The following is a 26995-nucleotide window of genomic DNA, read 5'->3' on the forward strand; positions in this document are numbered from 1 at the left end:
GGGCCGTCGACGCTGGAAGTTCCGGTCAGCACGCTGCCGGAAACTGGGGCATCTTCGGTGGTGGTCACGGATTCGCCGAGATCGGTGAAGCTGTCATCGACCGGGATGACGCTGATATCCAGTGTACTGGTCAATCCAGTGTTGGTTGTGTAGGTGACTTGCGGTACGGCGCCGTTGTAATTTGCGTCCGGAGTAAAGGTGTAGTTGCCGTTAGTACCGATGGTCAACGTACCGACGCCGATGATGGACGCCGTCTGGCCTGCGGTGAAACTGCCCGTCATGCCGGCGACGGTGAAGCTGGCGACACTGAGGGGCGTGTCGGAATCGCTATCGTTGTTCAGTACGTTGCCGGTCGCGACGCTGTCTTCGGCCTGTGTGCCAGTATCAGCAGTCAGTACGCTCTGAGCGTTGGTGGTTGTGGTGTCCTGGATGCCGGTATCGAGCGTGCTGATCGTGGCAGCGAAATCAAGGCCGTCGGTGGGGAAACCAATGATCGGGTCGACCCGGCCGGCGGTTTCTTCCAGCATCACGAAGCTATGACCGCCGCCTGCCGCGCCGCCCGTGCCGGTAGCCGTAGGGCCTGCGGCAGTGGCTTCCAGATCTTTAGTCGGGTCGGCGCCGGCTACGATGGCTTGTTGCAGTTCTTCAACCGATGGCGCGGCTTGCGCGGTGGCCTCGGCCAGGTCCGTGATGGAGTCAGGAGCGCTGCCGCTCCATTGCGTCTCGCGACCCAGGTCCAGTGTGCGGCCGTCGGCCAGCTCAAGGGTGACGGCGCCGGCCAGGCCGGTGTCGACCTGATCGCCGACGAACAGGCGATCGCCTTCAACAAGCACGCGCCGGATGCCCTCTGGGGACACCACGAAAACTTGACCAACAATGCTTTTGACGATGGCAACAACACTGCTCATTGAAGACTCTCCGGGTGTCACGTTCAGTAGACTTCCATGGACCTGACGGCACTGTTGCCTAATCAGTCTGGACGCTCTTTCCTGCAATAATAGTTACAACTTTGACGCTTTCTAGCGTCAATATTTTGTCAATGATTTTCGGCTATAAACCATATGCCAAACTATTGACCTTATGGGTGCCATCCTAAACAATCGCCCCGGTAATGTCACATTGATATTCGGCTGGCAACCGGTGCCGAACCGTGTGATGCAGTACCCATTTTGCACTTTCCGACAAACGGTATAGGGTCTGCTCAGGATCCCCTGTGACTGCACGTTTTGCAGTGATTCAGGACAACGAATTATCAAGTATCCAGACTGCCCATTGACGAACAATCCAGTCCGACCATTTCTCCTGATTGCTCGTTTTGCCTCATTTTTCCCTGGACTGGGTCTTGGGGGTATTCGCAGGAATTGAATCGCGCCGCATGACGTTCAGGGATGTCGCAAGTTGCTGTTGCCGGATTTGCGGCGTACTTCTCAGCAACGCGTCAACAATCCGTGCTCTGCATGGATCAGAAACATTCAGTTATTTACTCAGTACCGAATCAAGGCGACCATGGGCAAGTTGCTCAAGAGCCAGGGAGTGGTCGCACCGTTGGCATCCGTTGTGCAAAACAGCGTGAAGCCAAGGTCCAACTGCCCGGTACGGATTGAGCAGAACCTTAATCGTTCAATTGTTAGCCAAGAGTGCCGAGCGTGGAATCAGAAGTCAGTCGAGTTCATCTCATCCATGATCCACGCGCGTTGCATGACGATCCATTACTGGACGGCCTGCTAGCCCTTTGCACGTTGCATCAGAAGCCCGCCAGCGCCGCGATGTTGACCACAGGCCTGCCATTGCCCAAGCAGCGACTGAGTGTTGAGTTGCTGCCGCGCGCTGCGGCCCGTGCTGGCCTGCAAGGGCGAGTGCTGGTGCGCAAGCTGGAGCAGATACCAGAGATCGCAATGCCCGCGCTGCTGCTGCTCAAGGACGGTCGAAGCGCCGTCCTTCTCGGCTGGCATGGCGAAGACCAGGCTCGCCTGCTGTTGAGCGAAAGCGACGGCGGCGAGAGTCTCGTCGCTCGAGAATTGCTGGCCGACGACTACATTGGCAAAGTGTTCTTCGCCCAACCCCAACATAAATTCGACGTCAATCACGGCACGCTCATTCCCCGCGCGCGGTCGTGGTTTCGCGACACCCTCAAGCGTTCCCGCTGGCTGTATGCCGATGCGATCGCCGCCAGTTTCCTGATCAACATCATCGCCATGGCGGCGCCCTTGTTCGTCATGAACGTGTACGACCGCGTAGTGCCGAACCAGGCCGAGTCCACCCTCTGGGTGCTGGCCATCGGTATCTGCGGTGCCTACATGTTCGACCTGATTCTCAAGAGCCTGCGCAGCCTGTGCCTGGATCTTGCCGGTAAGAAAACCGACCTGATCATCTCGGCAACGCTGTTCGAGCGAATTGTGGGTATGTCGATGAAGTTTCGGCCAGCCCGGGTCGGCAGCTTCGCGCAAAACATCCACGAGTTTCAGAGCCTGCGCGACTTCCTCGCGTCGCTGACCCTCACCAGCCTGATCGACCTGCCGTTCACGCTGCTGATCTTCATGGTTATCGCGATCCTCGGCGGGCACCTTGTGTGGATTCCGGTGCTGGCCTTCCCGATTGCCTTGCTGATCGGTTATGCGCTGCAGAAGCCACTGGTCGCGACCATGGAGCGCACCATGGCGCTCGGCGCAGAGCGCCAGTCGAGCCTGATCGAAACCCTGGCCGGCCTGGATGCAGTGAAGGTCAACAACGCTGAAAGCGAACGCCAGTACCAGTGGGAACAAACCATCGGCACCCTCAGCCGCCTTGAGCTGCGGGTGAAAATGCTCTCCGGCCTGGCCATGAACATCACCCTGCTGATCCAGCAACTGGCCGGGGTGATCATGATTGTGTTCGGCGTGTATCAGATCATCGCTGGCAACTTGAGCATGGGCGGTCTCATCGCCTGCTACATGCTCAGTGGTCGCGCGCTCAGCCCGCTGGCGTCGCTGTCCGGCCTGCTGACCCGCTATCAACAGGCGCGGGTCACCATGACCTCGGTCGACCAGATGATGGAGTTGCCCCAGGAGCGCAATTTCGAAGAGCGTCCGCTGAGCCGCAAGGTATTGCAGGGTGGCATCGAATGCCGTCAGTTGAACTTCACCTACCCGCAACAACAGAACCCGGCGCTGAAAAATATCAACCTCGTCATCAAGCCGGGCGAGAAAATCGGCATCATCGGTCGCAGCGGCTCGGGCAAGAGCTCGCTGGCCAAGCTTATAGTGGGCCTGTATCAACCGGATGACGGCGCGTTGCTGGTGGACGGTGTCGACATTCGCCAGATCGACGTCAGCGAGTTGCGCCACAGCATTGGCTACGTGGCCCAGGATATCCAGCTGCTGTCCGGCACGCTGCGCGACAACCTGGTCTCCGGCGCACGTTACGTGGAAGACGAAATGGTCCTGCAAGCCGCCGAGCTGGCCGGCGTGCACGAGTTCGCCCGCCTGCACCCGCAGGGGTATGAGTTGCAGGTGGGTGAGCGGGGGCAAAACCTGTCTGGCGGTCAGCGGCAGAACGTGGCCCTGGCCCGGGCCCTGCTGCTCAACCCGCCGATACTGTTGCTCGATGAGCCGACCAGCGCCATGGATAACACCGGTGAAGAACGCCTCAAGCAACGCCTCGCAGCGGTGATTGAAAACAAGACCGTGGTGCTGGTGACGCACCGTGCCTCGCTGTTGTCGCTGGTCGATCGCCTGATCGTCATCGACCGTGGGCAGATACTCGCCGATGGGCCGAAAGCCGTGGTGATGGAAGCGTTGAAAAAGGGGCAAATCAGTGTTGCTTAAGTCCGGGATCAAAGGTTCCATCCGCCGCTATTTCAAAGGCACCGATTCACTGCATGGGCAGCCGCTTCCGGAGGTTAACAAGGCCCTCATCGAAGATGCTCCGCGCGTGGTGCGCCTGACCATTTGGGGCATCATCGGCTTTTTCCTGTTCCTCCTGATCTGGGCCAATTTTGCCGTGATCGATGAGGTCACCAAGGGCGACGGCAAGGCGATTCCTTCGTCGAAGATCCAGAAAATCCAGAACCTTGAGGGCGGTATCGTTGCCGAGCTGTTTGTCTCGGAAGGGCAGATCGTCGAGGCTGGTGCCCCTTTGATCCGCCTGGACGACACGCGTTTCGCCTCCAACGTTGGTGAAACCGAAGCTGATCGCCTGGCGATGCTGCTGCGTGTTGAGCGCCTGAGCGCCGAAGTCGATGACCGGCCACTGAAATTCCCGGCTGACGTGCTGAAGGCCGTTCCGGGTCAGGCCGCCAGCGAGGAGTCGCTGTACATCAGCCGTCGCCAGCAGCTGCACGATGAGATCGGCGGCCTGCAAGAGCAGTTGATCCAGCGCCAGCAGGAGCTGCGCGAGTTCACCTCCAAGCAGTCCCAGTACCGCAATGGGCTGGCCTTGCAGCGTCAGGAAATCAACATGTCCGAGCCGCTCGTGGCCCAGGGTGCGGTGTCGCCGGTAGAGGTGCTGCGACTCAAGCGCGCGGAGGTTGAAACCCGTGGCCAGTTGGACGCGATGACGCTGGCTATCCCGCGTGCCGAGTCGGCCATCAAGGAAGTGGCGCGCAAGATCGATGAGACCCGGGGCAAATTCCGCAGCGAAGCGCTGACCCAGCTCAACGAAGCCCGCACGGACCTGAACAAGGCCCAGGCTACCGGCAAGGCGCTGGAAGACCGTGTCAGCCGGACCCTGGTGACATCGCCTGTGCGCGGCATCGTCAACAAGCTGCTGGTGAACACGATTGGTGGGGTGATCCAGCCGGGCAGTGATCTTATCGAGATCGTGCCGCTGGACGACACCTTGCTGGTGGAAGCCAAGATTCGTCCGCAGGACATCGCGTTCCTGCATCCGGGGCAGGAAGCGACGGTGAAATTCACTGCCTACGACTACACCATCTATGGCGGTCTGAAAGCCAAGCTTGAGCAGATTGGTGCAGACACCATCACCGATGAAGACAAGAAAACCACTTACTACATCATCAAGCTGCGCACCGATAAGAGCCACTTGGGCACAGATGAGAAGCCGCTGCTGATTATCCCCGGAATGGTGGCTTCGGTGGATATCATCACGGGTAAGAAAACGGTGCTCAGCTATCTGCTCAAGCCGATCATTCGCGCTCGGGCTGAGGCCTTGCACGAGCGGTAGACCTCATCCGCGATGCACCCATCCCTGTAGGAGCGAGCTTGCTCGCGAAAACCCCGAGGGCGCCTCGGGGTGTCAGGAAGCCAGCGTTATCGTTGACGACCATCGCGAGCGAGCCCGCTCCTGCAGGAGGCCCAAGCCTCACGAGACAAAAGCCATATCGTTATTCAATAACGGTATTTAAATTCTAATTCTTATATCTATAAAGTCACTTCCCTGCGTACCTGCCGACCAATCGGCGCGCCGCACGACACGAACCAACACGGGACCTCCGTGAGTTTCTTGATCGACGCGCGCGCCTTTGAGCGTGCCGTGCGTGGGAGTGATTTTTATGTCCGCCGTATCCGCCTCCAGCAGCATCGCGCCACAAACCTTCGACATTCGCCCGTTCACTGGCGCTGTCGGTGCCGAAATCATCGGCCTTGACCTGTCCCGCCCGATCAATGATCAGGATTTCGCCCGCATTCACCGAGCGCACCTTGACCATCACGTGGTGGTATTTCGCGACCAGCGCATCACCCCCGAACAACAGATTGATTTCAGCCGACGGTTCGGCGTGCTGCAAATCCATGTCCTCAAGCAGTTTCTGCTCACCGGCCACCCGGAAATCCTCATCGTTTCCAACATTATCGAAAACGGCCAATCCATCGGTCTCGGTGACGCTGGCAAGTTCTGGCACTCCGACCTTTCCTATAAAGAACTTCCAAGCCTGGGCTCGATGCTGCATGCCCAGGAGCTGCCGTCCGAAGGCGGCGATACGCTGTTCGCCGACATGCACAAAGCCTGGGACAACCTGCCGGACGCGCTGCGCAAATCCGTGGAAGGCCGCTCGGCTGCGCATTCGTACACGGCGCGCTACAGCGAGACCAAGTTCGAAGGCAACTGGCGTCCCACCCTGACACCGGAGCAGCTCGCCCAAGTCGCCGAAGTCGTGCACCCCATCGTTCGTACCCACCCGGAAAGCGGGCGCCAGGCGTTGTTCGTCAGTGAAGGCTTCACCACGCGCATCGTCGGCCTGCCTGAAGACGAAAGCCGGCAACTGTTGGCCGAGCTGTACGCCCACAGTGTGCTCGAGCAAAACATCTATCGCCATCAATGGCAGCCCCATGACCTGGTGTTTTGGGACAACCGCTCGCTGATCCACCTCGCCGCCGGGTGCCCAAGTCATCTGCGCCGCAAGCTGTATCGCACCACCATCCAGGGCGATGCGCCTTTCTGATTTGCCGGAGAAACACCATGTCCAGACGTCTTCCATTTGCACCCCTGGCTGCCGCTATCGGCCTGGGTTTGAGCCTGATCGCCGGCAGCCTGGTAGCGCCCGCCGCAGCCCACGCCGAAGGTGAAATCCGCATTGCTGAACAATTCGGCATCGTTTACCTGCTCCTCAACGTGGTGCGCGATCAGAATCTCATCGAGAAACACGGCAAAGAGCAGGGCATCGATATCAAGGTCGACTGGACCCAGTTGTCCGGAGGCGCGGCAGTCAACGACGCCTTGCTCTCGGGTTCCATAGACATCGCCGGCGCCGGCGTAGGACCGTTGCTGACCATCTGGGACCGCACCCACGGCAAGCAGAACGTCAAGGCCGTCGCTTCCCTGGGCAACTTTCCGTACTACCTGGTGAGCAACAATCCCAAGGTCAAGACCATCGCCTGAAAAGGACCGCATCGCGGTGCCGGCGGTCGGGGTTTCCGTGCAGTCGCGCTTCCTGCAATACGCCGCCGCCAGGCAGTGGGGTGATAAGGAATTCAATCGTCTCGACAAGTACACCATCGCGCTGCCCCATCCGGACGCCACGGCTGCGCTGATCGCCGGTGGTACCGAGCTGAGCGGGCATTTCTCCAATCCGCCGTTCCAGGATCAGGCCCTGGAAAATCCCAACGTGCACGTGGTACTGAACACCTACGACCTGCTCGGTCCAAACTCGCCGACGGTGCTGTTTGCCACCGAGAAATTCCGCGACGAGAACCCCAAGACCTACAAGGCCTTTGTCGATGCGTTGACCGAAGCGGCGCAGTTCGCCCAGAACGACAAAGGAGCTGCGGCTGATACCTACATCCGTGTGACCAAGGCGAAAATCGACCGTGCCGAGCTGCTGAAAATCATCGATAACCCGCAGTACGAATTCAGCGTCACGCCGAAAAATACTTATCCGCTGGCCGAGTTCCTGTACCGCGTCGGCGCGATTAAAAACAAACCGGATTCCTGGAAAGATTACTTCTTCCAGGATGCCAAACCGCTGCAGGGGAGCTGATCAAGATGAACGCCCCCTTGCAAGGCCACACGGTCAGCAAACCGAGCGCAGCAACCCAGGCGTTGCTGTCGGTCGATAAAGTCAGCCTCGAATACCGCACGCCCCAGCGTGTGGTTCGAGCGACCCACCAGGTCAGTTTCGAGATCGATCCGGCCGACCGTTTCGTACTCCTTGGCCCTTCAGGGTGCGGAAAATCCACCCTGCTCAAAGCTGTCGCCGGGTTCATTGAGCCCTGCGAAGGCGAGATCCGCTTGCAGGGGCAGACGGTCCACGCACCAGGCCCGGACCGCATCGTGGTGTTTCAGGAATTCGACCAGCTCCCGCCCTGGAAAACCGTGAAGCAGAACGTCATGTTTCCGCTGCTGGCCTCTAAAACCCTCAAGCGCAAAGAAGCTGAAGAGCGCGCGCTGCACTACCTCGACAAGGTTGGTCTGGGTGCGTTCGCCGATGCCTATCCGCATACCCTGTCCGGTGGCATGAAGGCGCGTGTCGCCATCGCTCGCGCCTTGGCCATGCAGCCCAAAATCCTGCTCATGGACGAGCCCTTCGCCGCCCTCGACGCCCTAACCCGACGCAAGATGCAGGAAGAGCTGCTGCTGCTATGGGAAGAGGTGCGCTTCACCTTGCTGTTCGTCACTCACTCCATCGAAGAAGCGTTGGTGGTGGGCAATCGCATCCTCCTCCTGTCGCCCCATCCGGGACGAGTGCGGGCGGAAGTTCACAGCCATCAATACGATTTGCACAGCCTCGGAGGATCGCAATTTCAAGCGTCGGCGCGCCGGATTCACCGGTTGCTGTTCGATGAAGGCCAGTCGCCGGAAACCGAGCGTGAGCTGGATTTTTCCGATATCCGCATCGCTTATTGAGCCATTGAGAGGAGTGCCCGATGAGCCTTTTATCATCCCCGCGTAAAGAGTTTGAAACTGACCTGCAGCCACTGTTGAGTGTTCCGGTGGAGCGCGAGCTGCCGTTGCGCCAGCGCTTGTGGCAGCAAGGCTGGCTGCGCAAAAGTCTGATCCTGATAATGCTCGCGGTGCTGTGGGAGGTGATTGCGCGAATCCAGAACAACGACCTGCTGCTGCCCAGCTTCATGCAAACCGCCAACGCCCTGTATGGAGGGCTGCTCAGTGGCGAGTTGCTGGGCAAGGTGTGGATCTCTCTGGTAGTGCTGCTCAAGGGCTACCTGATCGGCATCGTCCTGGCATTCGGCTTGACCACCTTGGCGGTATCGACCCAGTTCGGCCGCGATCTGCTCAGCACCCTGACCTCGATGTTCAACCCGCTTCCGGCGATTGCACTGCTGCCATTGGCACTGCTGTGGTTCGGGCTGGGGCAGAACAGCCTGATTTTCGTGCTGGTGCATTCAGTGTTGTGGGCATTGGCGTTGAACACCTACGCCGGCTTTCTCGGGGTCTCGGAAACCCTGCGCATGGCCGGGCGCAATTACGGGCTCAAGGGGATGAGATTTGTCTTGTTCATCCTCATCCCCGCCGCGCTGCCCTCAATCCTCGCGGGTTTGAAAATAGGCTGGGCCTTCGCCTGGCGTACGCTGATTGCCGCTGAACTGGTGTTCGGAGCGACCAGTGGCAAGGGTGGGTTGGGCTGGTACATTTTTCAGAATCGCAATGAGCTGTACACCGATAAGGTGTTTGCCGGGTTGGCGGTGGTGATTCTGATTGGGCTGCTCGTGGAGAACCTGGTGTTTGATACGTTGGAAAGAGTGACAGTGAAGCGGTGGGGGATGCAGCGGTAAGCCTTCACCTCTCTTAACCTGGGGGAGCAAAGCTTGCTCGCGATTGCCGTAACGCTGTCTAACTGATCAACGCGTCATCGCTCATCGCGAGCAACCTTTGCTCCTACAGGGTGCGCCTTCACTGTTAGGATTGCGGCTAAGTCAATCCTGATCGTTTACGAGTGCTCAGTATGCAGCTTCCGGACATGAACCTATTGGTCGCCCTCGACGCCTTGCTCGACGAGGGGAGTGTGGTGGGCGCTGCGCGGCGGATGAATCTCAGCCCGGCAGCGATGAGTCGGACGCTGACGCGTATTCGTGAAGCCATTGGCGATCCGATCCTGGTGCGGGCGGGGCGTGGCCTGGTGCCGACGCCCAAGGCGCTGGAATTGCGTGAGCAGGTGCGGGATGTGGTGGAGCAGGCCTCGTTGTTGTTTCGCTCGGCCGATGATGTGGATCTGGGGAGCTTGCGCCGACGTTTCAGCATTCGCGCCAATGACTTCTTTGTGGGCGTCTACGGCGGCAAGCTGTTCGACACCATGGAGCGCCAGGCCCCGCATTGTGAGCTGCGTTTTGTTCCTGAGGGGGATGGGGATGACGAGGCCTTGCGCGAGGGGCGGATCGATCTGAGCGTCAGCAACAATCGCCCGCTGATGCCTGAGGTGAAAGTGCAGAATCTGTTCGCCACGCACTTCGTCGGCCTGGTTCGTGAGGATCACCCATTGTTCGATGAAGAGATCACTGCCGAGCGATATGCGGGGTTTTCCCATATCAGCATGTCGCGCCGTGGTATTGCCCGTGGGCCGATCGATACGGCGCTCAATGCCCTGGGGTTGGAGCGGCGGGTGGCGGTGATTGCGCCAAGTTTCCATGCGGCGATGTTTGCGTTGCCGGATTCCGATTTGATCCTGCCCGTGCCCAAGGAAGCGTTGCTGAGCATCCGGCGCCTGGGCCTGAAGCTGCGCTCGTTTACCCTGCCGATACCGCTACCGACCATCATGCTGACCCAGGCCTGGCATCCGCGGTTCGATAAGGATCCAGCGCATCGCTGGCTGCGTGAGACGTTGAAGTCGTGTTGTGATGAGACTTGGTCGGCAGCGCAGCCTTAAAAGATCAGAGGATCGCAGTCACCTTCAGGTATGCCTGTAGGAGCTGCCGAAGGCTGCGATTTTTTGATCTTTTGATCTTTTGATCTTTTATAACGATTGCGCCCCACGCACTTATAACCTGCCAATAAGTTGATTTTCGTCAGCTGCCACCCTTCATAAAATAGCCGGGTATTCAAATCCCGGAGCCTGCAGTACATGACTTCCCTCACGGTCCCGGCACCTGTCGCCACGGCCGCTGCTTCGCCCCCGGTATTCGGCCCGCGAATTATCATCGGCCTGGTCGGCGTGCTCATCGCCGTGCTGGTGTCCGGCCTGAACGAGATGGTCACCAAGGTGGCCCTCGCCGACATCCGCGGTGCGCTGGCCATTGGTTACGACGAAGGTACCTGGTTGATCGCCAGCTACACCGCTACATCGGTGGCGGCCATGGCCTTCGCTCCGTGGTGTTCGGTGACCTTCTCTCTGCGCCGGTTCACGCTCTGGGCCATCGGCGTATTTACCGTGCTGGGTGTGCTGTGTCCGTTCGCCCCGAACTACGAAAGCCTGCTGCTGATGCGCACTTTGCAAGGCCTGGCGGGGGGAGCGTTGCCGCCGATGCTGATGACGGTCGCGCTGCGCTTCCTGCCGGCCGACGTGAAGCTCTATGGGCTGGCAGGGTATGCATTGACCGCCACTTTTGGTCCCGGCCTCGGCACTCCGCTGGCCGGGCTGTGGACCGAGTACGTCGGCTGGCAGTGGACCTTCTGGCAAATCGTCGTGCCGTGCCTGATCGCCATGGCCGCGGTGGCTTACGGTTTGCCTCAGGATCCGCTGCGCCTTGAGCGCTGCAAACAGTTCAACTGGCGCGGTTTGCTGTTGGGATTCCCGGCGATCTGCATGCTGGTGATCGGCATCCTGCAGGGCAATCGCCTGGACTGGTTCGAGTCGAGCCTGATCTGCATGTTGCTCGGCGGGGGGTTGCTGCTGCTAGTGCTGTTCCTGATCAACGAATGGTCGCAACCGATGCCGTTTTTCAAGATGCAGATGCTGGGTATCCGTAACCTGGCCTTCGCGTTGCTCACCCTGGCCGGGGTGCTGGTGATCCTGCTGGCGGTGATCATTATTCCGTCCAGCTATCTGGCGCAGGTCCAGGGTTATCGCCCGATCCAGACCGCGCCAATCACCTTGTTGGCAGCACTGCCACAGTTGATCGCGCTGCCACTGGTGGCGGCCTTGTGCAACCTGCGCTGGGTCGATTGCCGATGGGTGCTGGGGATTGGCCTCGGCATGTTGGTGCTGTCATGCATCGGGGGCTCGCAGCTGACGTCGGTGTGGATTCGCGACGATTTCTACCCGCTGCAACTGCTGCAGATTTTCGGCCAGCCCATGTCGGTGCTGCCGTTGTTGATGCTGTCCACCGGCAGTATCAGCCCGATGGAAGGGCCGTTCGCCTCCGCCTGGTTCAACACGGTCAAGGGCCTGTCGGCGGTGATCGCCACCGGCGTGATTGAGGCGCTGACCACCGCAAGACAACATTTTCACTCGACCATGCTGGTCGACCGTCTCGGCAATTCGCCCCTGGCGGACAGTGACAGCCCCGGCCTCGCTCACCGTTTGCACCAGCAGGTCGTCGTGCTCACCGCATCGGATCTCTACCTGTGCATGGCCGGCGTCGCAATGGCGCTGATCCTGCTGATTTTCTGGATGCCAACGCGGATCTATCCGCCCCGGGCCCCGACTTGAACGCTCCACGAAACAGAAGGTTTTTATGACGACTCTCTCCAGGAAAAAAGCGGCCGTCGGCATCGCGGCGGTGGTTACGCTCGGCGTATTGATTTACCTGCTGGCACCCGGTTTGTTCGGCAAACGTACACACCAGACCACCAATGATGCTTTCGTTTCTGCGGACTTCACCCTGGTGGTCCCGCGTGTTGCCGGGTTCATCAAGGAAGTGCTGGTGGAAGACAACCAGCAGGTGAAGGCCGGGCAGTTGCTGGCGCTGATCGATGACCGGGACCTGCGCGCAGCCGCCCAGGCCGCCGACGCGGAAACGCTGGTCGCCAGGGCTCAATTGCAGAATGTGCGGGCAACGCTGGAGCGCCAGGCCTCCGTGATCGCCCAGGCGCAAGCGAGCGTGGTATCGGCCAAGGCAGAAAGGGACTTCGCCGAACATGAACTGAACCGCTACAACCACCTCGCTGGCGTCGGTGCCGGCACGGTACAGAACGCACAGCAAGCCCGCACTCGCATCGACCAGGCGTCGGCGAAGCTGGCCAATGTCACGGCTGTATTGGCCGCAGAGCGCAAGCAGGTGGACATCCTCATCGCCCAGCGGGATGCGGCTGAAGGTGGCCTCAAGCGTGCACAGGCTGCGTTGGAAATTGCCAGTTTTGAGCTGTCGTACACACGCATCGTTGCGCCCCAGGACGGCATGGTTGGCGAGCGCGCAGTGCGAGTCGGCGCGTACGTCACGCCCGGCAGCAAAATCCTCGCAGTGGTGCCGCTGGCGCAGGCTTATGTGGTGGCCAACTTTCAGGAGACCCAATTGGCCGACGTGCGGCCCGGGCAGCACGTCCAGGTACGCGTGGACAGCCTGGACGGCGAGGCGCTGACGGGGCGTGTCGAAAGTATTGCACCGGCCACCGGGGTGACGTTTGCCTCGATCAAGCCGGACAACGCGACGGGTAACTTCACCAAGGTGGTACAGCGGATTCCGGTGAAGATTGTGCTTGATCCAGGGCAGCCGTCGGCCGAGCGGCTGCGAGTTGGCATGTCGGTGGAGGCGAGTATCGACACTGCCGCGACCGATAAGCATGAGGTGGCGCAACGATGAAAGGATTGGTTGATTGGGCCGGCGCCTCCGCGAGCAAGCCCGCTCCCACAAGGGGCCTGATTCATTCCCCCACGTTTTGCCTGGACTCTGATCACCTGTGGGAGCGGGCTTGCCCGCGAAGAGGCCGCAAGCCAAAACTCACCCTCTGTGCCTTACTGGTAATAAGCCTCTCAGCCTGCACGGTCGGCCCCGACTTCCAGAAACCCCAGGTACAGCAAATGGCCGACTGGTCGCAGCCCACCAAGGCGGCCGCGAGTCAGGCGGTCGCCGAAAACATGGACGAGCGCTGGTGGGAAGTCTTCAACGATCCCAAACTTTCAGCGCTCACCCAGCGTGCCCTGACCGACAACCTGGACCTCAAACTCGCCAGCAGTCGCCTGCAGCAAAGCCGCGCAGCACGCCAGGTGATCACCGCCGACCGTTACCCCAACACCGCCGCCACCGGCAGCTATGGGCGTAAACGCAACAGCGGCGAAGGCTTGAACGACCCTTCGGGCAACAACGGTGACTCGGCCTTCAATTTGTGGGACGCCGGCTTCTCGGCGTCCTGGGAGCTGGATTTCTGGGGCCGGGTGCGGCGCGAGACCGAGGCTGCCGATGCCACCCTCGAAGTCGCCGAAAATGATCGTCGCGGGGTACTGCTGTCGGTGCTCGCCGAAACCGCCCGGGACTACATCCAGCTGCGCGGAGTACAAGGCACACGAGCAGTCACCGAACAAAACCTCGACGTCGCCCGGCACAGCCTCAAGCTGTCACAGCTGCGCCTGGCCGACGGCGTCGCCACGGACCTGGACGTCGCCGAAGCCGCTGCGCAAGTGTCCGCCATCGAGTCGCGCCTGCCGGCGCTTGAGCAACGCCAGTCGCAGTTGATCAACGGGTTGAGCCTGTTGATGGGGGAACCGCCCCATGCGCTGTCCGCTGAATTGGCCGCCGATGCACCGGTACCGCAGAGCCCAAGCCAGATCGCCATTGGCTTGCCTTCGCAACTGGCCGAGCGACGACCGGATATCCGTCAGGCCGAAGCACGCCTGCACGCCGCCACCGCGAGTATTGGCGTGGCCAAAGGCGATTTTTATCCACGGATTACCTTGTCAGGCAACGTCGGCTCCCAAGCGATGCAGTTGAGTGATTTCGGTAGCTGGGGTTCTCGCGCATTCGGCATCGGTCCGCAGTTCAGCCTGCCCTTGTTCGACGGCGGTCGCCTGCGCGGCGTGCTCAACCTGCGCGAAGCCCAGCAACAGGAAGCGGCTATCGCCTATCAGCAAATTGTCCTGCGCGCGTGGCACGAAATCGATGATCAGCTGAGCGCCTACAATGCCAGCCAACGGCGTCGCGACAGCCTGGCCGAAGCCGTGCGCCAGAACCAGATCGCACTGACCACCGCGCAACGGCAATACGTCGAGGGCGTAGTCGATTTCGTCAACGTACTCACCGTACAAGGCGAACTGCTGGCGACCCAGGAACAGTGGGTGGAAAGCTCGACCGGGGTGTCGTTGGCGATGGTTGGCTTGTACAAAGCGCTGGGCGGTGGATGGGAGTCGGTGTATCCGCTTGAGGCAGCCACAGTTAGCCGTTGATCAATGTCGTTTTGCCAGTTGCTGCGTAAAGTGTAATGATAATTGCTATCAATCACACGCGTAGACCACCCATGGACGCAGCAACTGACGGCAACGACTCTCTCCATCGTCTTTACCGCGATAACCATGGCTGGTTGCAAGGCTGGCTGCGCAAGCGCCTGGGTGATCGTGAGCATGCGGCGGATGTGGCCCAGGATACGTTTTTGCGCCTGCTGGTATCCGGGCGCCTGCCCGGCCCGCTGGAGAGCCGCAGCTATCTGACGCAGATTGCCCGCAACCTGGTGATCGACCAGTGGCGGCGGCTGCGGATCGAGCGCGCCTATCTGGAAAGCATCGCGCATCTGCCGGAGCCTGAGTCGCCGTCCCTGGAGACTCGCGCCCTGATCCTCGAAACCCTGACCCAGATCGACGCGATGCTCGACCGTATGCCGGACAACGTACGCCAGGCATTCCTGCTGTCGCAATTCGAAGGCCTGAGCTATGCGCAGATTGCCGAGCGGCTCGGGGTGACCGTCAGCTCGGTGCAGAAGTACATGACCCGGGCGATCCTTGCCTGCTACCAGTTGGTCTACGAATCATGAGCCGTGCGCTTGATGCTCCGATCGATACCGCGATCGTCGAGCAGGCCAGTGAATGGCTGATGCTGCATTGGGGCGGCGAACTGGATGCGGACCAACGCAAGGCATTCTCCAACTGGCAGCACGCCCATCCTGAGCATCGGCGCGCCTGGCAGCGATTGCAGCAGCTGCAGGAAACCTTCGGCGCGGTACCTGCAGGGTGCGCTCGGGCGGTGCTGCGAGACAGTCCCGATCCGCAGCGCCGGGCAGCGCTGAAAATGCTCGGCCTGTTGCTGGTGGCTGGCGGCAGCGGATATCTCCTGCAAAACCAGGTGTCCTGGCGCTCGACGTTCGCTGAGCACCGCACGGCGACCGGTGAAATCAGGCACATGACCCTGAGCGATGGCACCCGGCTCGACCTCAATAGCAACACGGCAGTCGACCTGCGCTTCACCGCGCAGGAGCGCCGTATTCGCTTGCTCAGCGGCGAAATCCTGCTCAGCAGTGGGCACGATCCGATCCGCCCATTGATCGTGGAAACCGCCAGCGGCGATGTCCAGGCGCTGGGGACCCGCTTCTCGGTGCGTGAAATGGACGACGGGGCGCGAGTTGAACTGTACGAAGGCCAATTGCGCATCAGCCCGCGCCATGGCGCCACCGCACACATGAATGCCGGCGACAGCCTCTGGTTCAGCAGCGACGGTGCGGGCCACAAGCAACCTGCAAATCCGGATGACAGCAGCTGGAGCCAGGGCCGGCTGGTGGCCGAGCGGCAACCGCTGGGGCGTTTCCTGGCCGAGCTGGCGCGTTATCGACCGGGCTGGATTCGTTGCGACGAGGCGGCCTCCCAGCTGCTGTTGACCGGGGTGTTCCCGCTCGATGACACCGACGCGGTGCTGGCCGCCCTCGAGCGCACGTTGCCGGTGCATGTCGAGTCCGTGACCCGTTACTGGGTGACGGTAAAACGTCGCGCCTGATGCTGAAAAAATAAATTAACCAAATGCTTGTCGGTTTTCATCCCCCGTTCGGGATACCTCTTGAAAGCAAATCAAGAAGCATTCTCATGGGGAGTTCCGGAATGCCACACCGCCCGACACAGAAGATTTTTCCTTTGAATGGTGTAATGCGCCGCGGCGTGTTCGCCACCCTGCTGGCCACTACACCGATGCTGCCGTCCCTGTCTTGGGCTGAAGAGGCAAGCGTCAGCCAGGTGCGCCAGTACAGCATCGGCGCCGGCAATCTCGATCAGGTCCTGAATCGTTTTGCCAGTCAGGCGGGGATTCTACTGTCGGTGGACGCTCAGCTCACCTCGGGCAAGCGCAGCACCGGGTTGCAGGGGCGGTTCGATGTGGCGCGAGGTCTTGAGGGCGTGCTGGCAGGCAGTGGCTTGCAGGCCGTTTACGCTCAGGGCGGCTGGTCGTTGCAAGCCGTCGCGCAAGACGGTCCGCTACAACTGGGCGTTACCCAGGTGAATGCCACCGAGGCGCTGGAAAATGCCTGGGGCGCGGTCGCTGGCATCGTTGCCAAGCGCAGTGCCACCGGGACCAAGACCGATGCGGCGCTGGTAGAAATTCCGCAAACCATCAACGTCGTCACCGCCGCCGAGATCAACTCTCGCAGCGCGCAAAGTGTCACCGAAGCCCTGCGCTATACGCCGGGCATCACGGGCGGGGGGTTCTCTGACCGGGTGAAGATTTTCGATGAGCCGACCTCGCGCGGGTTCTCGCCTACACCGTTGTACCTCGATGGCCTGCACCTGCCCTATGGCGGCGGCAGTACCGGTGGTGCGCTGCAGATCGAGCCTTACTCGCTCGAGCGGATCGAGGTGCTCAAGGGCCCGGCGTCGGTGCTGTATGGGCAGAATCAGCCAGGCGGTATCGTCAATCTGGTCAGCAAGCGCCCGACCGAAACGCCCCTGCATCAAATCAAATTCGAGGCCGGTAGCTATGACCATAAGAGTGCGGCCATCGACCTCGGTGGCCCGCTGGATGACGAGGGCAAGTTCCTCTATCGCCTGACCGCCCTGGCCAACGACAGCAATGACGAAATCGATTACGTCGAAGAACGGCGTCAGTTCATCGCGCCCAGTTTCACCTGGCGGCCGAGTGAAGACACCAGCCTGACAGTGTTCGCCCAGTACCAGAAAGACAAAGGCGTGCCCGAGGCCCAGGGCTTGCCAGCAGTCGGCACGCTGTTCGACAACCCCAACGGCAAGATCGACCGTGACCTGTTCCTCGGTGAGCCCGGCGTCAACGACTACCACCGTGAGCAGTACGCGTTCGGCTACGAGTTTTCCCACCGCCTGAACGACGTCTGGACCTTGAAGCAGAATGCGCGCTACGCCCGTGTCAACGACCACTACACCGCGCCGCTGCACGGTTACCGGTTCGTCACCAACCCCATCACCGGGCAGAACGACCAGCGTTACCAGACCCGCTACGGCGTGGACTGGCAACAGGACAACAAAGTCTTCGGCGTGGATAACATCGCCCAGGCCGAATTCGATACCGGTCCATTCAGCCATACGGCAATCGTCGGCCTTGATTACTACCACTTCAATTCAAAGTTCGACGGCCTGTACGACTACAACCCGCCGATCATCGACTTGTTCACGCCGACCTATGGCCAGCCGTTGAATTTCGGCAACAACTATCGCTGGGACAACACCATCACCCAGACCGGTTTATACGCCCAGGACCAGATCAAGCTCGACCAGTGGATCTTCGTCCTCGGCGGTCGTTACGACTGGGCCGAGACCGATAACAAGCAACCGCTCAGCGGCGCTCACACCAGCAGCAAGGATGAGAAATTCACCGGCCGCGGCGGCATCGTCTACCTGTTCGATAACGGCTTGGCACCCTTTATCAGCTACTCGGAATCGTTCCTGCCGCTCAGTGGCACCAACGTCCAGGGCAAAGCGTTCGACCCTTCCACCGGCAAGCAGTACGAGGCGGGCGTGAAATACCAGCCACCGGGGCAGAACAGCTTCGTGCAGATTTCCGCTTATGAGCTGGAACAGGAAAACATCCTGACCACCGATCTTGGCAACCCCGGGTTCAGCAACCAGAGCGGCGCCATACGCTCCAAAGGCATCGAGCTCGAAGCCAAGGCAGAGCTGACCGAGGCACTGGACGTGATCGCTTCGGCGTCGCGCAACGACATCAAGTACACCAAGGACAACGACGGCCGCAAAGGTCGCCACCCGGCGGGCAATCCACCGCTGACAGCCGCGCTCTGGGTCAACTACACCTTGCTCGGCGATACACCCTTGTCAGGATTGGGCGCCGGCCTGGGTGCGCGTTATGCCCGCGGCAGTTACGGCGATGACTACGAAGGCGCATTCCAGATCCCGTCCTACACCGTGTACGACGCCAGCCTGACTTACGACCTCGGCACCTCGGCATTTCGCCTCAAAGGCGTGAAGCTGGCGCTGAACGTGAAGAACCTGACGGACAAGGAATACGTCGCCAGTTGCGTCAGTGAGTGGGATTGCTACTACGGCGATGGCCGGACTGTGGTGTCGAGCCTGACTTACGATTGGTAAGGCGAATTGCAGAAACTGTGGGAGCTCGAACGACTCAACTCGAATCGACACCACAAATCCCTGTGGGAGCGGGCTTGCCCGCGAAAGATGCCGTCACATTCAGTATCCATGCTGACTAAGGCAGCGCTTTCGCAAGCAAGCCCGCTCCCGAGGGAACCGCATCTGCCGCGGCCGGCTCTTCAACCCTTCCCAGACAAATCCGCCATTCCCTTGAGCAACTCGATCGGCAGCGGAAACACAATCGTCGAACTCTTGTCCCCCGCAATCGAACTCAACGTCTGCATATACCTCAACTGCATCGCCCCAGGTTGACGGCCGAGCATTTCGGCGGCCTGCATGAGTTTTTCCGAGGCCTGCAGTTCGCCTTCGGCGTGGATGACTTTGGCCCGGCGCTCGCGTTCGGCTTCGGCTTGTTTGGCAATGGCGCGGACCATCGATTCGTTGAGGTCGACGTGCTTGATCTCGACGTTGGCGACCTTGATGCCCCAGGCATCCGTCTGGGCGTCCAGGACTTGCTGGATGTCGATGTTCAGGCGCTCGCGCTCGGCGAGGAGTTCGTCAAGCTCGTGCTTGCCCAGCACTGCACGCAAGGTGGTTTGTGCCAGTTGGCTGGTGGCCATCAGGAAGTCTTCCACCTGTATTATGGCCTTCTGCGGATCGAGGACGCGGAAGTACAGCACGGCGTTGACCTTGACCGAGACGTTGTCGCGAGTGATCACGTCCTGGGACGGCACATCCAGTACCACGGTGCGCAGATCAACTCGGACCATCTGCTGGACCACCGGAATCAGCAGGATCAGGCCTGGCCCTTTGACTTGCCAGAAGCGACCGAGCTGGAATACCACTGCGCGCTCGTATTCTCGCAGGATGCGAAAGGTCGACCCCGCCAGTGCGATCAGCAACAGCAAGAGCGCGGCAAAACCCAGTTGCATACCCATGGCTATTCTCCTGGCGGCGAAGTATCAGCTGCGGCGACTTGCAGCATTAGTCCCTTGCGCGCCACCACGCGCACCCGCTGTCCGGGTTGCAGTGGCGTGGCGCTGTGGACTTGCCACTGTTCACCTTGCAGGTGAACCCAGCCGGTCAAGCTGCTGCCGGACTGCAGGGCGGTGATCGCAGTCACGCTGCCAACCAGCCCGGCATCACCGCTGACGGTGTGGCGCGGTCGGGTTTTGAGGGCGCGCACCAGCAGGAAGACCAGCAGCAACCCGCTGACCAGCCCCAGGCCGAGCATCATTGGTACCGGGACTTCGGTATTGGTCAGGATCACCGCGCCAATTACGAACATCACGATGCCGCCCAGGCCCATGACCCCATAATTAGGCAGGGCTGCTTCAGCGATCAGGAAACCAAGGCCGAAGATAATCAGCCAAACGCCGATCGGGTTGGCGCCCAGCAGCACGACCGGGTCCGCCGCGAAAGCTGATCCGCTCACCAGTAATATTGCAGTCGCACAACAACGGGTGTTCACGTGACCCTCCTGGAGAGTCAACAAGTGGCTCTGTATTCAGTCTAGTTGAGGGCTCGGCTGTATGAATTTTGATCAATCGGCACACTGGCCCGATGAGCGGATTTCCCCCGCGATCGCCTTGGCGGGCCTAGACTTTTGTAATGGAGCCAATGGGTTTAACCATCGTCCGCGGGTAATCCATGCGGACACCGAGGTGCATCATGCGTATGGCAAAAACTGTGCAGAGCAGCCTGGAAAAGGCCAACTGCGAATTTGACATCGTCAGTCACCCTCACTCGGCCAGCAGCCTGGAAACCGCGCGTGTCGCCGGTATTCCGGCCGAACGAGTGGCCAAGTCGGTGATCCTGGATGATCACCATGGGCGTTACCTGATGGCCGTCCTGCCGGCCAGTCGGCACCTGGACTTGAGCAAGGTCCGCGGCAGCGGGGAGTGGCAGATCACTCGTGAAAGCAACCTGGCGCACCTGTTCAATGACTGCGAACGCGGAGCGGTGCCGGCGCTGGGTGAGTCCTACGGCCTGGACATGGTCATCGACCCGTTGCTGACGCGGCAAAAAGACATCTACCTGGAGGCGGGTAATCACAACAACCTGCTGCACATGAGTGTGCCGCAGTACTTGAAAATGGTGCCGCACGCGCAGGTCGTCGAGGTGAGTGATTGAATTCTGCGGCGTCAGCGACCTCTATTCGCGAGCAGGCTCGCTCCCGCAGGGAAAATGCGCTCAACTGTGGGGACGAGTCTGCTCGCGATTACTTCTTGATCACCATAGGAAGCCTGACATGGAATCCCCAACACATAGCTTGCCCTCTCTGTTCAAGCAGCTGGGGCTGGCCGACGATCCGGTCAGCATCGACCAGTTCATCGCCACCCACTCGCCGCTCAAGCCGGAACTGCACCTGGCGGACGCATTCTTCTGGACCCAGAGCCAGGCAACGTTTCTGCGGGACGAAATTCTGGATGATGCGGACTGGGCGGAGGTGGTTGACCAGTTGAATGTGTTGTTGAGAAAGGGAAGGGGCGTTTAACAGGCAGAGAAAAGTTACTCCAGGGTTGCTGGCCGTCAGAAAAAAGACCAGAATTAAGACCTAAAAGAGGTCTTAATTATGCAAAATGTTCTAGCCGATATGGCTGTCAGTGTTTCAGAGTTGAAGAAAAATCCTTCAGCCGTTCTGAACGGCTCATTGGGTGGTCCTGTCGCAGTGCTCAATCATAATCGCGTCATGGGTTACATGGTTCCCGCGGATGTTTTCGAACGCATGGTTGAACGCCTCGACGATCTCGAGTTGGCAGAAATCGTTCGCTCGCGTCTTCATGAGACACCGGTGCCGGTCACGCTGGATGACTTATAAGCTCGAGTTTCTGCCATCTGCCCGCAAGGAGTGGGACAAGCTGGGACATACATTGCGCGAGCAATTCAAGAAAAAGCTGGCAGAAAGATTAGAGGTGCCTCGAATACCTTCGGACCTACTGCATGGAATGTCTGACTGCTACAAGATAAAACTGAAGGCATCGGGATATCGTCTGGTTTATCAAGTAGTGGATGAGCGTGTAGTCGTTTCAGTTGTGGCGGTAGGTAAGCGCGAGCGCAGCGAAGTCTACGAGCGAGCTCGAAAACGCTGAACGCAGCCAAATTGTTTCAAAACTTGACCAGCATTCCCCGCAAATGCGATATTGATAGTTAGCAAACTAACAGTGTGTGCATTGTCTCGTGCCGAAGAACCTCGACGCCCTCCAAATGAACATCAGCAGTGCCATGGTGGTAGCCGCCAGGCACTGGCGCAAAATCTGCCAGACCACGCTGGTCAATTATGGAATTTCCGAAGCCTGCGCCGTCCCGCTCTTGATGATCGGGCGTTTGGGTGAGGGTGTGCGTCAGGTGACGGTGGCGCAGGCGGCGGGGATGGAAAGCCCTTCGCTGGTGCGCTTGCTCGATCAGCTTTGTCATTCCGGCTATGTACGGCGTACCGAAGATGCCCATGATCGCCGGGCCAAGTGCCTGAGCCTGACTGAAACCGGGCGGGAGCTGGTGCAGGCGGTTGAAGCCGAGTTGGTCCGCTTGCGTCATGAAGTGCTCGAAGGCATCGACCAGAGTGACCTGGAAGCCACGTTGCGGGTGCTTCGGGCGTTCGAAGCGGCGAACGCGCCGTCGGTGATTGGCTCGTGAGCGGATTTTTTACCGGCATGCCCCCTGCGCGGGACTGGTTCTACGGGGTTCGCACGTTTGCCGCCTCCATGATCGCGCTCTACATCGCCATGCTCATGCAAATGCCCCGTCCATATTGGGCGATGGCCACGGTATATATCGTCTCCAGCCCTTTTGTCGGCCCCACCAGTTCCAAGGCGCTGTACCGTGCGGTCGGGACTTTTCTAGGCGCCATGGCAGCGGTTTTCTTCGTGCCGATGTTCGTGCAAAGCCCTTACGTACTGGTGGTGGTGATCGCGCTATGGACCGGGACGTTGCTGTTTCTGTCCCTGCACCTGCGTACTGCCAACAGCTATGCCTTGATGCTCGCTGGCTACACCTTGCCGCTGATCGCCTTGCCGGTGGTGGATAACCCGTTGGCGGTGTGGGATGTGGCCGAAGCGCGTACGGAGGAAATTTTCCTCGGTATCGCAGTAGCTGCGGTGGTTGGCGCGATGTTCTGGCCGCGCCGGCTGGCGCCGGTGTTCAACGACTCGGTGGGCAAATGGTTTACCGACGCTTCGACTTACAGCCTGCGGTTTCTCAATCGCCAGGTTCAGCCCGATGAAGTCAGCGCCCTGCGGGCCTCGATGGTCGCGACCTTCAACACCCTGGAACTGATGATCGGCCAGTTGCCTCACGAGGGTGCCCGGCCACAAACCGTGCGCAATACCAAAGAGCTGCGTGGGCGGATGATTCATCTGCTTCCAGTGATTGATGCCCTGGACGATGCACTGTATGCCCTGGAGCGGCGTACTCCCGAGCTGGTGGAGAAATTTGCCCCGTTGCTGGCGGCCACCACCCAATGGCTCGAACACAAGGACGCCGACCTGCATCGCTGGCAGGCCCTGAAAAACCAACTCGAAGCCCTGCAACCTGGCGCCGAGGCGCTGGATGATCGCAGGCAACTGTTGTTCTCCAATGCCATCTATCGCCTAGGTGAATGGATCGACCTGTGGCAGGACTGCCGCAGCCTGCAGCATGCCATTGAGTGCGAAAGCCAGGACAGCTGGCGCGCGGTGTATCGGCACTGGCGCCTGGGCCGGCTCTCGCCATTCCTGGATCGTGGGCTGATGTTGTATTCGGCGGCATCGACGGTCACTGCGATCATCGTGGCGTCGGTGCTGTGGATCCTGCTCGGCTGGACTGACGGCGGCGCTGCAGTGATTCTTGCGGCCGTGGCGTGCAGCTTCTTCGCCTCGATGGACGACCCGGCGCCGCAGATTTACCGGTTTTTCTTCTGGACGGCGATGTCGGTGGTTTTCGCCAGCCTGTACCTGTTTCTGGTCCTGCCCAACCTGCATGACTTTCCGATGCTGGTGCTGGCGTTCGCGGTCCCGTTCATTTGCATTGGCACCCTGACGGTCAAGCCGCAGTTCTACCTGGGCATGTTGCTGACGCTGGTTAACACCTCGTCGTTCATCAGTATCCAGGGAGCCTATGACGCGGATTTCCTGAGCTTCGCCAACTCCAATCTGGCCGGCCCGGTCGGGCTGTTATTCGCGTTCGTCTGGACCCTGATTGCCCGGCCATTTGGCGCGGAACTGGCGGCCAAGCGCCTGACCCGGTTCAGCTGGCGCGACATTGTCAGCCTCACCGAGCCGGCGACCCTGTCCGAACATCGGCACCTGGGCGTGCAGATGCTCGATCGCCTGATGCAGCACCTGCCGCGGCTGGCGATGACCGGTCAGGACACCGGCATTGCCCTGCGCGAAGTGCGCGTGGCGTTGAACCTGCTCGACTTGCTGGCCTACACGCCACGGGTCACAGGCGTTCCGCAGACGCTGCTGCACCAGGTAGTGGCGGAAGTTGGCGCCTACTTCAAGGCCTGCCTGAAGGCGGACGAACGCTTGCCCGCGCCGACGGCCCTGCAGATGACGCTCGATCGTACCCGCCGTGCGCTCACCACCGAGTGTGACGAAGGGGCGCGCCTGCACTTGCTCCACGCCCTGAGCGGGCTACGCCTGGCACTGTTGCCGGGGGTGGAATTTGTCGGCACGGGCGAACTCGAAGAACCGCTTCCCCATGGCATCGATGGAGCGCCTTTATGATCGGTGATCTGGATATCAGCGGTGTTTTCCTGCCCACGCTGCTGGTGCTGATGGGCATTACTTACGTGATTTTCCTGCTGGTGCACGGGCTGCTGACGCGTCTGCACTTTTACCGTCTGGTCTGGCACCGGGCATTGTTCAACGTGGCTCTCTACGCCTTGCTACTTGGCGCCGTGGACTCACTCAGTCGATACCTGATGACATGAAAAAACCTTTTTTGACCCTCGGTCGCGTGGTGCTGACCCTGCTGATCGTGACCTTCGCCGTCGTCGTCGTCTGGCGCATGGTGATGTACTACATGTTCGCCCCATGGACCCGGGACGGGCACATCCGTGCCGACATCGTGCAGATCGCGCCGGACGTGTCCGGCCTCATCCAGACCGTTGAAGTGCGCGACAACCAATTGGTCAAGCGTGGCCAGGTGCTGTTCAGCATCGACCAGGACCGCTTCAAACTTGCGTTGCGCCAGGCCAAGGCCGCCGTGGCTGATCGTCAGGAAACCCTGGCGCAGGCGCAGCGCGAGCACAAACGTAACCGTGGCCTGGGCAACCTGGTGCCGGGCGAGCAACTGGAAGAAAGCCAGTCCCGGGTCGCCCGCGCCGAAGTCGCGTTGATGGAAGCCCAGGTGGCGGTGGACAGTGCCCAGCTCAACCTGGATCGCTCAACCATCCGCAGCCCGGTGGACGGCTACGTCAACGACCGCGCGCCACGCCATCAGGAATTCGTAACCGCCGGGCGCCCGGTGTTGTCGGTGGTGGACAGCAACTCGTTCCACATTGACGGCTATTTCGAAGAGACCAAGCTCGACGGTATTCACGTCGGCCAGAGCGTCGATATCCGGGTGGTGGGTGACCGCGCGCGATTGCGTGGGCATGTCGAAAGTATCGTTGCCGGTATCGAAGACCGCGACCGCAGCAGCGGCAGTAACCTGCTGCCCAACGTCAACCCGGCATTCAGCTGGGTACGGTTGGCCCAGCGGATTCCGGTGCGCATTGCATTCGATGACGTGCCTGCGGACTTTCGCATGATCGCCGGGCGTACCGCCACCGTATCGATCATCGAGGATCAGCAACAGGAGCCCGCGCAATGAGCAAGGCTTCGGGTTTGGCGGTGATCGGCCTGGGCATGTTGCTGTCGGCCTGCCAGGTGGTCGGGCCGGATTACCACCTGCCGGACGAAGCCGCCCTGCACCGTGATGATTTGCAGGGCGAGCTGGCGGTGAACGACAAGAATGTCGTTTCCGCGCCCGTGCCCGGTGATTGGTGGCGGTTGTACCAGGATCCGCGCCTGGATCAACTGGTGCAGCAGGCCATGGTCACCAACACCGATCTGCGAATGGCAGCGGCGAACATTTCCCGGGCCCGGGCACAGGTCGACGAAGCGCAAGCCGCAGGCGGCTGGAGCGGCGGTGTGAAAATCGGCGCCCAGCGTTTGCAGGAGTCCGGCGAAGCATTCCTGCTGGCGGACAAGGTGCCGGTGGCCAATGTGGGCGATATTGGCATCACCACCTCCTACCAATTCGACCTGTTCGGCACCTTGCAGCGCGGTATCGAGGCGGCGAAGGCCAATGCCGATGCGACTCAAGCGGCAGCCGATACTGCACGAATCACCCTGGTGGCCGATGTGGTGCGGGCCTACACCCAGGTGTGCGCGGCCAACGAAGAGCAGGAAATCGCCCAGCATTCCCTGGATCTGCAAGCCCAGGGCACCACGCTGGTACAGCGGCTGCGCGATGCGGGACGGGGTGATGAAACCCAGGTGACCCGCTCGCAAACTCAATTCAAATCCCTGCGTGCCGAAATGCCGCGCTACGAGGCGGCCCGTCAGGCGGGCTTGTTCCGCCTGTCGATGTTACTCGCCCAGCCAGTGGATCAATTGCCCGCCGGGACGGCGACTTGCTCCGAGCTGCCAAAAATGACCCAACTGTTACCTGTGGGTGACGGTGCCACGTTGCTCAAGCGCCGCCCCGACGTGCGGCAGGCCGAGCGGCGACTCGCGGCCTCCACCGCCGGCATTGGCATCGCCACGGGCGAGCTGTACCCGGACATCAGCATCGGCGCGTCGGTTGGAACCGTCGGCATCCTGGAAAACCTCGGCAAGCCGGCGACCAATCGCTGGGGCTTCGGCCCGTTACTGAGCTGGACCGTACCGTCCAACGGCTCGCGGGCGCGCATTCGTGAGGCCGAAGCGACCACCCAGGGCGCTCTGGCGCATTTCGATGGGGTAGTGCTCAACGCCATTCGCGAAACCCAGACCGGCCTGGCCCAATACTCCGCGTTGCTGCAACGTCGCGATGCGCTGGCCGAGGCGGAACAATCGGCGCAACAGGCAGCAGACCAGACCCACCGCTTCTTCCAGGCCGGCCGGGCGTCGTTCCTCGCGGACCTGCAAGCCACCCGGACCTACACCGACGTACGGGCGCAGTTGGCCGCCGCGAACACCCAGGTTGCCATGAGCCAGATCGATTTGTTCCTGGCGCTGGGCGGCGGATGGGAAAGCGGACGAACGCAAGGTTCGAACTCCAGCAAACCCTGAGGCCGTTGCTATG

The 26995-nt window shown here is 60.6% G+C and carries 24 protein-coding genes and 3 pseudogenes; 23 read left to right on the forward strand and 4 right to left on the reverse strand.

Going from position 1 to position 26995, the window contains the following annotated elements; all coding sequences use genetic code 11:
* Positions 1-908: retention module-containing protein (locus HYI44_RS27370; protein ID WP_225571014.1), on the reverse strand; the 908-nt coding region annotated here is incomplete at its 3' end.
* A 547-nt stretch (positions 909-1455) separates the two neighbouring features.
* Here HYI44_RS27370 and HYI44_RS29730 point away from each other — a divergent pair.
* From HYI44_RS29730 to HYI44_RS27380, 3 genes and pseudogenes are all read left to right on the forward strand, one after another.
* Positions 1456-1604, forward strand: a pseudogene (locus tag HYI44_RS29730) (channel protein TolC); the annotation flags it as partial.
* A gap of 42 nt (positions 1605-1646) precedes the next feature.
* Positions 1647-3803: a type I secretion system permease/ATPase gene (locus HYI44_RS27375; protein ID WP_045059504.1), complete on the forward strand. Its 2157-nt coding sequence runs from the start codon at positions 1647-1649 to the stop codon at positions 3801-3803.
* On the forward strand, positions 3793-5160 hold the full coding sequence (locus tag HYI44_RS27380; protein WP_045059503.1) for an HlyD family type I secretion periplasmic adaptor subunit: 1368 nt from the start codon (positions 3793-3795) through the stop codon (positions 5158-5160). Before HYI44_RS27375 ends, HYI44_RS27380 begins: the two co-directional genes overlap by 11 nt.
* A gap of 25 nt (positions 5161-5185) precedes the next feature.
* On the opposite strand, the pseudogene HYI44_RS29735 reads toward HYI44_RS27380, so the two are convergent.
* Positions 5186-5263 (reverse strand): annotated as a pseudogene (locus HYI44_RS29735) (outer membrane lipoprotein carrier protein LolA); the annotation flags it as partial.
* Positions 5264-5488: 225 nt separating this feature from the next.
* Between HYI44_RS29735 and HYI44_RS27385 the strand changes: the two are divergent.
* The 11 genes and pseudogenes from HYI44_RS27385 to HYI44_RS27435 all read left to right on the forward strand — a co-directional run bounded on the left by HYI44_RS27385 (position 5489) and on the right by HYI44_RS27435 (position 18742).
* The gene (locus HYI44_RS27385) at positions 5489-6376 is read left to right on the forward strand and encodes a TauD/TfdA dioxygenase family protein (RefSeq protein WP_225571015.1); all 888 of its coding nucleotides are present in this window, start codon (positions 5489-5491) and stop codon (positions 6374-6376) included.
* A gap of 17 nt (positions 6377-6393) precedes the next feature.
* Positions 6394-7411 (forward strand): annotated as a pseudogene (locus HYI44_RS27390) (ABC transporter substrate-binding protein).
* A gap of 5 nt (positions 7412-7416) precedes the next feature.
* A complete protein-coding gene (locus HYI44_RS27395; protein WP_122840820.1) occupies positions 7417-8277 on the forward strand; it encodes an ABC transporter ATP-binding protein in 861 nt (286 codons plus the stop codon).
* Positions 8278-8297: 20 nt separating this feature from the next.
* Positions 8298-9164, forward strand: coding sequence for an ABC transporter permease (locus tag HYI44_RS27400; protein WP_045059499.1), 867 nt, complete (start codon positions 8298-8300; stop codon positions 9162-9164).
* Positions 9165-9334: 170 nt separating this feature from the next.
* Positions 9335-10252 (forward strand): LysR family transcriptional regulator, encoded by a 918-nt coding sequence (locus HYI44_RS27405; protein ID WP_122840818.1) that lies wholly within the window; start codon positions 9335-9337, stop codon positions 10250-10252.
* Positions 10253-10447: 195 nt separating this feature from the next.
* Positions 10448-11974 carry an MFS transporter gene (locus tag HYI44_RS27410; protein WP_225571016.1) on the forward strand — a complete coding sequence of 509 codons (1527 nt, stop codon included), beginning with the start codon at positions 10448-10450 and terminating at the stop codon, positions 11972-11974.
* 25 nt (positions 11975-11999) lie between these two features.
* The gene (locus HYI44_RS27415; protein ID WP_225571017.1) at positions 12000-13064 is read left to right on the forward strand and encodes an HlyD family secretion protein; all 1065 of its coding nucleotides are present in this window, start codon (positions 12000-12002) and stop codon (positions 13062-13064) included.
* The gene (locus HYI44_RS27420; protein WP_225571018.1) at positions 13061-14641 is read left to right on the forward strand and encodes an efflux transporter outer membrane subunit; all 1581 of its coding nucleotides are present in this window, start codon (positions 13061-13063) and stop codon (positions 14639-14641) included. The genes HYI44_RS27415 and HYI44_RS27420 overlap by 4 nt, the downstream gene beginning before the upstream one ends.
* A gap of 71 nt (positions 14642-14712) precedes the next feature.
* Positions 14713-15222, forward strand: a complete 510-nt coding sequence (locus HYI44_RS27425; RefSeq protein ID WP_122840815.1) for a sigma-70 family RNA polymerase sigma factor — start codon at positions 14713-14715, stop codon at positions 15220-15222.
* Positions 15219-16175, forward strand: a complete 957-nt coding sequence (locus tag HYI44_RS27430) for a FecR domain-containing protein (RefSeq protein WP_122840814.1) — start codon at positions 15219-15221, stop codon at positions 16173-16175. Before HYI44_RS27425 ends, HYI44_RS27430 begins: the two co-directional genes overlap by 4 nt.
* Before the next feature lie 101 nt (positions 16176-16276).
* Positions 16277-18742 carry a TonB-dependent siderophore receptor gene (locus HYI44_RS27435; RefSeq protein WP_225571019.1) on the forward strand — a complete coding sequence of 822 codons (2466 nt, stop codon included), beginning with the start codon at positions 16277-16279 and terminating at the stop codon, positions 18740-18742.
* Positions 18743-18921: 179 nt separating this feature from the next.
* Here HYI44_RS27435 and HYI44_RS27440 read toward each other — a convergent pair whose 3' ends face one another.
* Complete coding sequence (locus HYI44_RS27440; RefSeq protein ID WP_225571020.1) at positions 18922-19680, reverse strand: slipin family protein; 759 nt, start codon at positions 19678-19680, stop codon at positions 18922-18924.
* A 2-nt stretch (positions 19681-19682) separates the two neighbouring features.
* Positions 19683-20213 carry an NfeD family protein gene (locus tag HYI44_RS27445; protein WP_225571021.1) on the reverse strand — a complete coding sequence of 177 codons (531 nt, stop codon included), beginning with the start codon at positions 20211-20213 and terminating at the stop codon, positions 19683-19685.
* Between the two features lie 200 nt (positions 20214-20413).
* Between HYI44_RS27445 and HYI44_RS27450 the strand changes: the two genes are divergently transcribed.
* The 9 genes from HYI44_RS27450 (at position 20414) to HYI44_RS27490 (ending at position 26982) form a co-directional block, all read left to right on the forward strand.
* Complete coding sequence (locus HYI44_RS27450) at positions 20414-20875, forward strand: aminoacyl-tRNA deacylase (protein ID WP_122840810.1); 462 nt, start codon at positions 20414-20416, stop codon at positions 20873-20875.
* Positions 20876-20993: 118 nt separating this feature from the next.
* Positions 20994-21239: a DUF2789 domain-containing protein gene (locus HYI44_RS27455; protein ID WP_045059493.1), complete on the forward strand. Its 246-nt coding sequence runs from the start codon at positions 20994-20996 to the stop codon at positions 21237-21239.
* 78 nt (positions 21240-21317) lie between these two features.
* On the forward strand, positions 21318-21563 hold the full coding sequence (locus tag HYI44_RS27460) for a type II toxin-antitoxin system Phd/YefM family antitoxin (protein ID WP_045059492.1): 246 nt from the start codon (positions 21318-21320) through the stop codon (positions 21561-21563).
* Entirely contained in the window at positions 21553-21834 is a 282-nt protein-coding gene (locus HYI44_RS27465; RefSeq protein WP_205893998.1) for a type II toxin-antitoxin system RelE family toxin, read from the forward strand. Before HYI44_RS27460 ends, HYI44_RS27465 begins: the two co-directional genes overlap by 11 nt.
* 115 nt (positions 21835-21949) lie before the next feature.
* Positions 21950-22378: a MarR family winged helix-turn-helix transcriptional regulator gene (locus HYI44_RS27470; protein WP_045059490.1), complete on the forward strand. Its 429-nt coding sequence runs from the start codon at positions 21950-21952 to the stop codon at positions 22376-22378.
* Positions 22375-24447 (forward strand): FUSC family protein, encoded by a 2073-nt coding sequence (locus HYI44_RS27475; RefSeq protein WP_122840807.1) that lies wholly within the window; start codon positions 22375-22377, stop codon positions 24445-24447. Before HYI44_RS27470 ends, HYI44_RS27475 begins: the two co-directional genes overlap by 4 nt.
* Complete coding sequence (locus HYI44_RS27480; protein WP_045059488.1) at positions 24444-24653, forward strand: DUF1656 domain-containing protein; 210 nt, start codon at positions 24444-24446, stop codon at positions 24651-24653. The genes HYI44_RS27475 and HYI44_RS27480 overlap by 4 nt, the downstream gene beginning before the upstream one ends.
* Positions 24650-25537 (forward strand): HlyD family secretion protein, encoded by an 888-nt coding sequence (locus HYI44_RS27485; protein WP_225571022.1) that lies wholly within the window; start codon positions 24650-24652, stop codon positions 25535-25537. The genes HYI44_RS27480 and HYI44_RS27485 overlap by 4 nt, the downstream gene beginning before the upstream one ends.
* Positions 25534-26982: an efflux transporter outer membrane subunit gene (locus HYI44_RS27490; protein WP_225571023.1), complete on the forward strand. Its 1449-nt coding sequence runs from the start codon at positions 25534-25536 to the stop codon at positions 26980-26982. The genes HYI44_RS27485 and HYI44_RS27490 overlap by 4 nt, the downstream gene beginning before the upstream one ends.
* The last annotated feature ends 13 nt before the right edge of the window (positions 26983-26995 follow it).

It is taken from the genome of Pseudomonas sp. Y24-6 (assembly GCF_020295325.1).
Lineage (GTDB): Bacteria > Pseudomonadota > Gammaproteobacteria > Pseudomonadales > Pseudomonadaceae > Aquipseudomonas > Aquipseudomonas gregormendelii.